Source organism: Tamlana sp. I1 (assembly GCF_015355625.1).
Classification (GTDB): domain Bacteria; phylum Bacteroidota; class Bacteroidia; order Flavobacteriales; family Flavobacteriaceae; genus Pseudotamlana.
The window spans coordinates 54,789-66,751 of sequence record NZ_JACLAF010000004.1 but is presented as its reverse complement, the minus strand read 5'-3'; the positions used below and the strand labels follow the sequence as shown (position 1 = coordinate 66,751).

7 protein-coding genes are annotated in these 11,963 nt (G+C 34.7%); 4 read left to right on the top strand and 3 right to left on the bottom strand.

The window, feature by feature from the left end:
• Nucleotides 1–123 precede the first annotated feature (123 nt).
• Together H6X70_RS04405 and H6X70_RS04400 are read left to right on the top strand one after the other, a co-directional pair.
• Nucleotides 124–1,302, top strand: a complete 1,179-nt coding sequence (locus tag H6X70_RS04405; RefSeq protein ID WP_194766465.1) for an acetyl-CoA C-acyltransferase — start codon at nucleotides 124–126, stop codon at nucleotides 1,300–1,302.
• Nucleotides 1,303–1,430: 128 nt separating this feature from the next.
• Nucleotides 1,431–2,180 (top strand): C40 family peptidase, encoded by a 750-nt coding sequence (locus H6X70_RS04400; RefSeq protein ID WP_194766464.1) that lies wholly within the window; start codon nucleotides 1,431–1,433, stop codon nucleotides 2,178–2,180.
• Nucleotides 2,181–2,232: 52 nt separating this feature from the next.
• On the opposite strand, the gene H6X70_RS04395 is transcribed toward H6X70_RS04400, so the two are convergent.
• Entirely contained in the window at nucleotides 2,233–3,480 is a 1,248-nt protein-coding gene (locus tag H6X70_RS04395; RefSeq protein ID WP_194766463.1) for a tetratricopeptide repeat protein, read from the bottom strand.
• 38 nt (nucleotides 3,481–3,518) lie between these two features.
• Nucleotides 3,519–6,080, bottom strand: a complete 2,562-nt coding sequence (gene gyrA, locus H6X70_RS04390; RefSeq protein WP_194766462.1) for a DNA gyrase subunit A — start codon at nucleotides 6,078–6,080, stop codon at nucleotides 3,519–3,521.
• Nucleotides 6,081–6,338: 258 nt separating this feature from the next.
• On the opposite strand from gyrA, the gene H6X70_RS04385 reads away from it, so the two are divergent.
• Entirely contained in the window at nucleotides 6,339–8,888 is a 2,550-nt protein-coding gene (locus H6X70_RS04385; protein ID WP_194766461.1) for an ATP-dependent Clp protease ATP-binding subunit, read from the top strand.
• A 105-nt stretch (nucleotides 8,889–8,993) separates the two neighbouring features.
• Here the strand turns inward: H6X70_RS04385 and H6X70_RS04380 are convergent, their stop codons facing one another.
• Entirely contained in the window at nucleotides 8,994–9,449 is a 456-nt protein-coding gene (locus H6X70_RS04380) for an Lrp/AsnC family transcriptional regulator (protein ID WP_194766460.1), read from the bottom strand.
• 166 nt (nucleotides 9,450–9,615) lie between these two features.
• On the opposite strand from H6X70_RS04380, the gene metE reads away from it, so the two are divergent.
• Entirely contained in the window at nucleotides 9,616–11,919 is a 2,304-nt protein-coding gene (gene metE / locus H6X70_RS04375; RefSeq protein ID WP_194766459.1) for a 5-methyltetrahydropteroyltriglutamate--homocysteine S-methyltransferase, read from the top strand.
• The last annotated feature ends 44 nt before the right edge of the window (nucleotides 11,920–11,963 follow it).

Below are 11,963 nucleotides of genomic sequence, written 5' to 3'. Positions count from 1 at the left end.
AACAACAAACTATGAACATATTTTAAGGTACAGAAAAAATGAAGAGACGCTCAATAAATTAATCCTTCAAAATTCTGCTAAAAATTCGTTATTTTCGCAAGTACTAAACTAAAAATCGCCCAAATGATTAAAGATGTCGTTATCGTTTCTGCTGCAAGAACACCTATTGGTAGTTTTTTAGGTGCCTTATCGACCGTTTCTGCACCAAAATTAGGTGCCGTTGCTATTTCTGGTGCTTTGAAAAAAATCAACTTAAAGCCTGAATTAGTAGATGAAGTTATTATGGGTAACGTTGTACAAGCTGGAACAGGACAAGCTCCTGCAAGGCAAGCAGCTATTTATGCTGGCATTCCAGATACAGTACCTTGTACTACCGTAAATAAAGTTTGTGCTTCGGGAATGAAAGCCGTTATGCAAGCTGCCCAGGCCATTGCACTTGGGGATGCAGACATTGTGGTTGCTGGTGGCATGGAAAACATGAGTCTTATACCGCATTATTTATACCATAGAACAGGCACAAAATTTGGATCATCCACTTTAGTTGATGGCATGCAAAAGGATGGTTTAGTTGATGCTTACCATCAAAATGCCATGGGAGTATCTGCTGATGCTTGTGCTACTAAATATGATATTAGTAGAGAAGCGCAAGATGCTTATGCTATTCAATCATACAAGCGCTCGAAAGCGGCTTGGGAGTCTGGGAAATTTGATAATGAAGTCGTTCCTGTTGAAGTTCCGCAACGTCGAGGCGAACCTTTAGTGATTTCCAAAGATGAGGAATTCACGAATGTAAGCATGGATAAAATCCCACAATTACGACCAGCATTTACCAAAGAAGGTACAGTTACCGCTGCAAATGCATCCACCATAAATGATGGTGCTGGTGCTGTTATTTTAATGAGTCTAGAAAAAGCGAACGAATTAAACATAACACCACTAGCGCATATAAAAAGTTATGCCGATGCTGCTCAAGAACCAGAATGGTTTACAACAGCACCTGCTAAAGCCTTACCCAAGGCTTTAAACAAGGCCGGAATTACCCTTAATGATGTTGATTTTTTTGAATTTAATGAGGCTTTTTCAGTGGTTGGTTTAGCTAACATGAAAATTTTAGGTCTTACAGATGCTAATGTCAACGTAAATGGTGGCGCTGTATCTTTAGGGCATCCGCTGGGTTGTTCTGGAGTTAGAATCATCATTACCTTACTCAATATTTTAGAACAAAATAATGCTAAAATTGGCGCAGCAGCTATTTGTAATGGCGGCGGCGGCGCATCGGCAATTATTATTGAACGCTCGTAATATTATATATTTTTTATTGTTATTATCTATGAAACATTTATCGCACTTAATATTAATTTATTTCAACCCATTTTTAATTCATAAAATGAATAAATAATTAATAGAAATAGCCACTAGATAATAACTTTATGCAATACGGTATTTGTAATTTAAGCATTGTCCCGCTACGAGATGAACCTGCAGACACAAGTGAACTTGTTTCACAAGTGCTATACGGTGAAATTTTTAAAATAGTAGAACAACGCAAAAAATGGATTAAAATTAGACTTGCTTTTGATAAATATGAAGGCTGGATAGACAATAAGCAATATCTAGAAATTTCTGAAGACAACTACAAAAGCTTGAATAATGAAACCATCAAGCTTTCAACCGATTTAGTGGAGTTTATTGAAGATACAAACAAGCAACTCTACCCTATTCCTATTGGATCGACTTTAAATGGACTTTCTATTTTAAATCATTTTTATGATGGGCATTCGGTTCAAAATAAAATTGAAAAATCCAACATCATTCAAACCGCATTTACTTACCTAAATTCCCCTTATTTATGGGGCGGAAAAACCCCTTTTGGTATTGATTGTTCTGGGTTTACACAAATGGTTTATAAACTTAATGGCTATAAATTGCTTCGAGACGCTTCGCAACAGGCTACGCAAGGCGAAGCACTTAGTTTCATTGAAGAAAGTGAGCCTGGAGACTTGGCTTTTTTCGATAATAATGAAGGGGTCATCATTCATGTTGGAATCATTATGGAAGACAACTATATTATTCACGCTCATGGCAAAGTTAGAATTGATAGATTAGACCATTCGGGCATCTATAATGTAGATAAAAACCAACACACCCATAAGTTACGAGTTATTAAAAAAATAATATAAAAAAAGCCGCTTTATCAAAAAAGCGGCTTTTTTATGAATTTGTTATGATTTCTTACTGACCAGCAGATTCAAGAGCATCAACTTTCTCTTTCATCACTTTATATTTATCCGTTTCACCAAGAATACTATAAATATTCATCAATGTTTTAGCTGCATTTAAATTGGTTGAATCAATCTCTAATGCTTTTGATAAATAAGGAACAGCCTCTCTATATAAACTTTGACGCTTTTCTCTTAATTCATCATAACGTAAATCATCTTTTTTAGAACTTCCTAAACCATTCATTTCTTTAATGATTGGCTCTTCTTCTGCTAAAATTAATGCTGATAAATTAATATAAGCATTAATGTAGTTTGGATCTAACTCTAAAGCTTTTTCGTAATATTTTTTAGCTTCAACAGGGTGATTGCTTTCTGCTGCAATAACACCTAAATTATACTGCAATTCTGGGTTTTTAGGATCCATTTCAATAGCTTTTTGTAAAAGCTTCTGAAATTCTGCTGTATTCCCCATTTTATACTGAAGGTTTGCTTCAGATAAAATTAAATTAACATCATTAGGGCTTGCTTTTCTAGCATCGCTCATAGCAGCTAAAGCTTTTTCATCTTCCCCTCTACTTAAATAAATAAGCGCTACATTCTTAACAATTTCAGGTTTTTTAGAATCTGATGTTCTTTCACCTGGATTAGAATATTTTCCAGACGTTACATATAAATCACGCGTGCCTTTATCTAAGATTTCTTCTTTACCCGTTTCTTTATTTGTAGCGAAATATTCTTTATGAATACCTGTATAGTTTAACTCCTTAAGCTCTTCATACAAAACCAAAGCTCTATCATACTCAGGAACATTAACTGCCATTGTAGCAGCATAATAAAGATAAACCGTGTCTTTAGTACTTAACCTATAGGTTTTTTCAAAATAATCGGATGCCTTTGAAAAATTCTTAGCTTCATAAGCTTTATTTCCAATAGCTAACAAATTATTTGTCATCGTTTGCTTTAAAGTTTCAGCTTCAGAAGTATAACTATCTTTTACTTTGTTTAAGCTTTTAATAGCCGCATCGAAATCTTCCATCGAACCTTTACCATTTGCATATAAAGATTGAGCTTCTAAATAATAGTATTTAGATTGATTAGCCCCATCCATATCATACGACTCTGCTCGCATTAACGCCGCCTTAGCCGCTGCAAAATTATTTGCTTTAATAGCTTTTTCAGCTTGTTTCAATTCCTTTTTTTGTGCAAATGAAAGTGCACTAATTGAAATAGCCAAAGCTACAAGAACTTGTTTCTTCATTTTAAGATATTTAAATTATATATTGATTTTCATTTTAATTAATCATCAAGAGTCGTACCGTCTTCAGTAGAATTGGTGTTTTCTGTGTTCTCTGAAGCATCAATTTCTGTATCATCTTCATCAATAACTACCTCTTCTTCATCATGCATTACTTTTGCTACTGCAGCGATTGAATCGTTACCTTTTAGGTTTATCAACTTCACACCTTGGGTAGCTCTTCCCATAACTCTTAGGTTTGCAACAACCATTCTAATGGCAATTCCAGATTTATTAATAATCATTAAATCATCAAGATCTGTAACACTTTTAATAGCTACTAAACTACCTGTTTTTTCAGTAATCGAAATAGTTTTAACACCCTTTCCACCTCTGTTAGTAATTCTGTAAACTGGCTCTCCATCTTCTGGGTCATCAATATAAGTACGTTTACCATAACCATTTTCAGAAACAACCAATACCGATTCTTCTTGTGGGTTTTCAATGGTGACCATTCCGATGACTTCATCTTGATCATTGGCTAAGGTAATACCGCGAACTCCTGAAGCCCCACGTCCCATAGGTCGTGTTTTTGCTTCTTCAAAACGAATGGCTTTACCTGATTTAAGTGCCAACATCACCTGACTGTTTCCAGTTGTTAATCTCGCTTCTAATAAAACATCGTTATCTTTAATGGTAATGGCGTTAATTCCATTGGTACGCGGACGTGAATACTGCTCTAAAGATGTCTTTTTAACTTGACCGTTTTTAGTTGCCATAATCACATAATGGCTATTAATATAGTCTTCATCCTTTAAATCTTGCGTACAAATAAAGGCCATAACTTTATCGTCCTGCTCTATATTTATAAGGTTTTGTATAGCGCGACCTTTCGAGGTTTTGCTACCTTCTGGAATTTCGTAAACACGCATCCAGAAACATTTTCCTTTTTGAGTGAAGAACAACATGTATTGGTGATTGGTACCTACAAATAAATGTTCTAAGAAATCTTCATTTCTTGTTGTTGATGCTTTTTGACCAACACCACCTCTATTTTGTGTTTTGTATTCATTAAGTGAAGTACGCTTAATATAACCCGCATGAGAAATGGTAATTACAACTTGCTCGTTAGGAATCATATCCTCGATACTTAAATCACCACCAGCATATTCAATAGTAGAACGACGTGCATCTCCATACTTATCACTAACCACTTGCAATTCCTCTTTAATAATATTCATACGGCGCTCTTTGCTATCTAGAATATCTTTTAAATCGGTAATGGTTTTCATGATTTCCTCATATTCCGAGCGTAATTTATCTTGCTCTAAACCTGTTAATTGACGCAAACGCATCTCAACAATAGCCTTAGCTTGAATTTCTGAAAGTTCGAAACGTTTAATTAAGCTTTCTCGTGCTTCATCAGCATTTGAAGACCCTCTTATTATTGCAATTACTTCATCAATATTATCAGAAGCAATAATTAATCCTTCTAAAATATGAGCTCTTTCTTCCGCTTTACGCAACTCATAAGTAGTACGTCTTACAACAACTTCATGTCTGTGCTCTACGAAATATTGAATCAGTTCTTTTAAGTTTAACAACTGCGGACGACCTTTAACTAATGCAATGTTATTCACACTAAATGAGGACTGTAATGCCGTATACTTAAATAATTTATTCAACACAATGTTTGGTATAGCATCACGTTTTAAAACGTAAACAATACGCATACCATTTCTATCCGATTCATCTCGAATGGTAGCAATACCTTCAAGTTTTTTCTCGTTTACCAAGTCTGCAGTTTTCTTAATCATATCTGCTTTATTCACTTGGTAAGGAATCTCTTCAACGATAATACATTCTCTACCGTTAACTTCTTCAATATTGGTTTTAGCACGCATTACAATACGTCCGCGACCTGTATGAAAAGCTTCTTTTACACCATCGTAGCCATAAATTATTCCTCCAGTAGGAAAATCAGGAGCTTTTACATGCTGTATCAGTTCATCAATTTCTATATCGTTATTTTCAATGTACGCTACAATACCACTTACAACTTCGGTTAAGTTATGTGGTGGCATATTAGTGGCCATACCAACGGCAATACCAGAAGCTCCATTTACTAAAAGTCCTGGGATTCGTGTTGGTAAAACGGTTGGTTCATGCAGTGTATCATCAAAATTCAGCATATGATCAACAGTTTCTTTGTCAATATCTGCCAACATGTCTTCAGAAATTTTGCGCATACGTGCTTCTGTATAACGCATTGCTGCAGGACTGTCACCATCAATAGAACCAAAGTTTCCTTGTCCGTCAATTAACATATAACGTAAACTCCACTCTTGAGCCATACGTACCATAGCGTCGTAAACCGACGTATCACCGTGTGGGTGATACTTTCCTAAAACCTCTCCAACTATTCTCGCGGATTTTTTATGTGCTGTATTTGCTCTAACACCCAGTTCGTGCATACCAAAAAGTACGCGTCTATGAACAGGTTTTAAACCATCTCTTACATCGGGTAAGGCACGTGATACAATGACCGACATTGAATAATCAATGTATGCCGATTTCATCTCATCCTCAATATTAATAGGGATCAATTTCTCTCCTTCTGCCATAAATATTTTAATTTAATTTTATGTCTTTTTCAAAACACGCTAATATAAGGATTTCATCAATCACAGCAGGACTAACACAAGTACTTTTTCATGTAATTTATTAACAATTTACACGACTTATTTATTAATAAGTATGCGAACTAAAATTTTGATTTTATAAAGTTTTTTTCGTCAATTAGCAATTTACAGATAAAAAAGGTACAGTTTTTGTCTTTAGTAAAATGTTTTCTTATTTTTAATGCAGAAAGGACAAAGAATATGGATGATAATTTTTCACCAAGAGTAAAAGATGTTATTGCTTACAGTAAAGAAGAAGCATTGCGTTTGGGCCATGATTTTATTGGCACCGAACACTTAATGCTTGGGCTTTTGCGAGACGGCAACGGAAAAGCAATTAACATATTAAATGCTTTAGATATTGACTTAAACCATTTAAGACGGAAAGTTGAAATACTTAGTCCTGCAAACCCTAATATAATTCTAGGTTCCAATCAGAAAAAGAACTTACACCTAACAAGGCAAGCAGAGCGCGCTTTAAAAACAACGTTTTTAGAAGCAAAACTATTTCAAAGCACTTCGATAAATACAGCGCATTTGTTGCTCTGTATTTTACGAAATGAGAACGACCCCACTACCAAGCTTTTAAATAAGCTGAAAGTTGACTACGACAACGTTAAAGAACAATTTAAACTTATGATTACAAACGACAACGATTATATAGACCCAAAAGCTGAATTTCAAGATGATGATGTAAATTCAGATGACGACGCTACAAAAGACAACATTTTTAATACGCCAACTGGAGGCAAAGCAAACAAGAAGTCTAAAACCCCTGTTTTAGATAATTTTGGACGTGATTTAACGGCTTTAGCCGAGGAAGGTAAATTAGACCCTGTTGTGGGTAGAGAAAAAGAAATACAACGTGTTTCTCAAGTTTTAAGTAGAAGAAAGAAAAACAACCCACTATTAATAGGTGAACCTGGAGTTGGTAAATCTGCCATTGCTGAAGGTTTAGCGCTTAGAATTATAAAGCGTAAAGTTTCGAGAATACTTTTCAACAAACGTGTTGTAACCCTTGATTTAGCAAGCTTAGTTGCAGGAACAAAATACCGTGGCCAGTTTGAAGAGCGTATGAAAGCCGTTATGAACGAGCTTGAAAAAAACGACGATGTAATTTTATTTATTGATGAAATTCACACCATTGTAGGTGCTGGAGGTGCTACTGGAAGTTTAGATGCTTCAAACATGTTTAAACCTGCTTTAGCACGTGGTGAAATTCAATGTATAGGTGCTACAACATTAGATGAGTACAGACAATACATTGAAAAAGATGGTGCTTTAGAGCGTCGTTTCCAAAAGGTTATTGTTGAACCAACTAGCGTTGATGAAACTATTGAAATTCTAAACAATATTAAAGCAAAATACGAAGAGCATCACAATGTTGATTATACACCAGAAGCGATTGAAGCTTGTGTAAAATTAACCAACAGATACATGTCTGAAAGATTTTTACCAGACAAAGCTATCGATGCTTTAGATGAAGCTGGATCGCGCGTTCACATTACTAATATTGAGGTGCCGAAACAAATTTTAGAGTTAGAAAAACAACTAGAAGACATTAAGGAAACTAAAAATGTGGTTGTTAGAAAACAAAAATATGAGGAAGCTGCCAAACTTAGAGATGATGAAAAACGCATTGAAAAAGAGTTAGCTATTGCTCAAGAAAAATGGGAAGAAGACACCAAACAACATCGTGAAATTGTAACCGAAGATAATGTTGCAGACGTCGTTTCCATGATGACTGGCGTACCCGTTAATAGAATAGCGCAAACAGAAATAAACAAACTTGCCGAATTACCTAACCTTATTAAAGGTAAAGTTATTGGTCAAGACGACGCCGTTTCTAAAGTGGTTAAAGCCATACAACGTAATCGCGCTGGATTAAAAGACCCTAACAAACCTATTGGTTCATTTATATTTTTAGGTCAGACAGGTGTTGGTAAAACTCAATTGGCTAAAGTGTTATCTCGCGAATTGTTTGATAGTGAAGACTCGTTAGTTCGAATCGACATGAGTGAATACATGGAGAAATTTGCGATTTCACGTTTAATTGGAGCACCTCCAGGATACGTTGGATACGAAGAAGGCGGACAATTAACCGAAAAAGTAAGACGCAAGCCTTATGCCGTTATTCTTTTAGATGAAATTGAAAAAGCACACCCTGATGTTTTCAACATGCTTTTACAAGTGCTTGACGACGGTTATTTAACAGATAGTTTAGGACGCAAAATTGATTTTAGAAACACTATTATCATTATGACTTCAAATATTGGAGCTCGTAAACTTAAAGATTTTGGAACAGGTATTGGCTTTGGTACAGCTTCACAAAAAGCTCAAGAAGATGCCAATGCAAGAAGTGTTATTGAAAATGCATTGAAAAAATCGTTTGCACCAGAATTTTTAAATAGAATTGATGATGTTATTGTTTTCAACCCTTTAGAAAAAGAAGATATTAATAAGATTATCGACATCGAATTAGAAAAATTATTATCTAGAATTAAAGGATTAGGCTATAACTTAACGCTTACAGAAAAAGCCAAAGATTATATTGCTGAAAAAGGATTCGATAAACAATATGGTGCTAGACCGCTAAAAAGAGCCATTCAAAAATACATTGAAGATGCTTTAGCTGAAGAGATTGTGTCTTCACATTTACAAGAAGGCGATCAAATTAAAATCGATTTAGATGAAAATATAGACGAATTGAAAATCTCTATTGAAAAAGCTGAAAAGCCTACTGAATCATAATCTTTTAAACATACAAATACACAAAAGCTCGGAAATTAATTCCGAGCTTTTTTTATTCTCCAATTTCAGATTGAAATACTTCCTGATTATAATTCAAAAACATAATCAAATAGGTACAGCGTGAGAGTTTTTAATTTCTCCCATAACAAAAGTACTCTGCGCACTGCCTATGTTTTTTATACTCCCTAAATGATTGAGTACAAAATTTTGATACGCCTTCATGTCTTTCACTAAAATCTTCAGCAAAAAATCATAATCACCAGAAATGTTATAACATTCAACCACTTCTTCCAGTGTTAAAATATCTTTTACAAATTGATTACCAATCTCCCGCGTATGTTCTTTCAAAGTGATATTACAAAAAACCATCAAACCTTTATCCAACTTTTCAGCATCTAAAACAGCGATGTAGTTTTTAATATAACCGCCCTTTTCTAACTTCTTAACCCGTTCAAAAACAGGTGTTGTCGATAAATTAACTTTAGCAGCTAACTCTTTTGTTGTTAAGTTTGATTTTGCTTGTAGTAGTTTCAAAATTCGCAAATCGATTTCATCTAGCATATTCCTGTAGAATTATTTTCTGTTAAACCTATTTCATGTTTAATCAAAAAGATTATTAATCTTATAATTAATTCAAAAATAGAAAATACAACCAAAATATTAGCCTTATTATTTTATTATATTCTTTAAACATAATTTTGAACAGCATTAAAAACTAACAATAATTATGAAAACTACCCTTTTAGGATACCCCAGGATTGGAAACAAACGCGAACTAAAAAAGGCCTGTGAAGCATTTTGGTCTGACAAAATAGACGAAACCACTTTGCTAAAAACTGCGAATGACATCAAAACCCAAAACTGGCTGCAACAGCAAGCCTTAGGAATTGATTTAATTCCTTCGAACGATTTTTCTTTTTACGATCAGATTTTAGATGCTTGCCTTACTTTTGGATGTATCCCAAAACGTTACAAAACTATTGACTCAAACAATTTTTTAGAATTGTATTTTGCTATGGCACGCGGACTTCAAAAAGACAATATTGACGTGACCGCCATGGAAATGACAAAATGGTTCGATACCAATTACCATTATATCGTTCCTGAATTTGAAAAAAACCAAAGTTTTACATTTTTTTCAAAAAAAATTATTGAAGAATATAAAGAAGCATTAAAACTTGGCATCAAAACAAAACCTGTACTTATTGGTCCCGTAACTTTTCTATTGCTAGGAAAAGAAAAAGAATCTGGCTTTAACAGATTGGATTTATTGGATAATTTATTACCTGTGTATTTTGAAATTTTATCAGAACTCACTCGTTTAGACGCAGAATATATTCAATTTGATGAACCATGTTTAGCTTTAAATCTTTCAGAAAAAGAACGTCAAGACATAACATCGACTTACAATCAAATTCATCACAAATTTCCAGATTTAAAAATCTATTTGGCAAACTATTTTGATTGCTACGGCGAAAACCTTGAGACCGTGCTTCAACTCCCTGTAGACACGCTGCATTTAGATTTAGTGAGATGCCCATTACAATTGGATGATATTTTAGAATCTAAAAACTTCAATCCGAATACAAAACTTGCTTTAGGACTTGTTGATGGTAGAAATATTTGGAAAAATAATTTTGAAGCATCACTGAAAATCATTGAAAAAGCATCAAAAAAGGTGTCTTTTGAAAATCTATGGATTTCAGCTTCATGCTCGTTATTGCACACCCCTTACGATTTAGATTTAGAAATCAACCTGCAACCCGAAATAAAGCAGTGGTTAGCCTTTGCAAAACAAAAACTAGAAGAAATAACCACGCTTAAAAACTTAGCATCGCCTGAAAACGAAAGCTATTTAAGTCTTTTTGAAGAAAACAAATTAGCCAATATTAATCGCCAACGTTCTAAATTAATCCATAATGAAAATGTAAAAGAGCGCATTGCAAACTTGAAGGAATCTGATAGTCTGCGTAAAAATGCGTTTTCTGTTCGTCAAACCAAACAAAAGAATGCCCTTAATTTACCACTTTACCCTACGACTACAATTGGCTCCTTCCCGCAAACAAAAGAAGTTAGAAGCTGGCGTTTAAAGTATAAAAAAGGTCTTTTATCACAAGAGGCATACGATTTCCTAATTGCTAAAGAAATTGAAGATTCTATACGATTTCAAGAAGAAATTGGCTTAGATGTATTAGTACACGGGGAATTTGAGCGTAACGATATGGTTGAATACTTTGGTGAAAAACTAAACGGTTTTGCTTTTAGTGATTTCGGTTGGGTACAAAGCTACGGCAGCCGCTGTGTGAAACCGCCCATCTTATTTGGCGATGTATCTCGCGATAAACCTATGACCGTAAAATGGTCGGAGTACGCACAATCGTTAACCGATATTCCTGTAAAAGGCATGCTAACAGGACCTGTAACCATTTTACAATGGTCGTTTGTAAGAAACGATCAGCCCAGAGCAACCACATGTAACCAAATCGCTTTAGCTATTCGAGATGAAGTGATTGATTTAGAAAATAAAGGTTTAAAAGTTATTCAAATTGACGAACCTGCCATTCGCGAAGGTTTGCCTTTACGAAAAGAAGACTGGAACGAATATTTAAATTGGGCCGTAAAAGCCTTTCGGATTTCGGCAAGTGGAGTTCAAGACGATACTCAAATTCATACCCACATGTGCTACTCTGAATTTAACGATATCATTTCAAACATTGCCGATATGGATGCCGATGTTATCACTATTGAAACATCGCGCTCTGAAATGGAATTACTCGATGCCTTTGTAAACTTTAAATACCCTAATGAAATTGGTCCTGGGGTTTACGATATCCATTCGCCACGAGTACCTTCACTAGAAGAAATTGAGCAATTACTCTTGAAAGCTAAAAACGTTTTACCTAAAGCACACATTTGGGTAAATCCAGATTGCGGATTGAAAACGAGAGATTGGCCTGAGACCAAAAGCGCCTTAAAAAACTTAGTGAAAGCTGCTAAAAAACTAAGAGCGCAAGAGCTAACATTAGTTTAGCAAAAGTCCTCTACCAAAGACTGTTTAGAAAACGACATCCTTAA

Bases quoted from the DNA above. Each gene is read 5' to 3' on its own strand.
- H6X70_RS04380 (WP_194766460.1), bottom strand. From the start codon at position 9,449: ATGCTAGATGAAATCGATTTGCGAATTTTGAAACTACTACAAGCAAAA.
- H6X70_RS04405 (WP_194766465.1), top strand. From the start codon at position 124: ATGATTAAAGATGTCGTTATCGTTTCTGCTGCAAGAACACCTATTGGT.
- gyrA (WP_194766462.1), bottom strand. From the start codon at position 6,080: ATGGCAGAAGGAGAGAAATTGATCCCTATTAATATTGAGGATGAGATG.
- H6X70_RS04400 (WP_194766464.1), top strand. From the start codon at position 1,431: ATGCAATACGGTATTTGTAATTTAAGCATTGTCCCGCTACGAGATGAA.
- H6X70_RS04385 (WP_194766461.1), top strand. From the start codon at position 6,339: ATGGATGATAATTTTTCACCAAGAGTAAAAGATGTTATTGCTTACAGT.
- H6X70_RS04395 (WP_194766463.1), bottom strand. From the start codon at position 3,480: ATGAAGAAACAAGTTCTTGTAGCTTTGGCTATTTCAATTAGTGCACTT.
- metE (WP_194766459.1), top strand. From the start codon at position 9,616: ATGAAAACTACCCTTTTAGGATACCCCAGGATTGGAAACAAACGCGAA.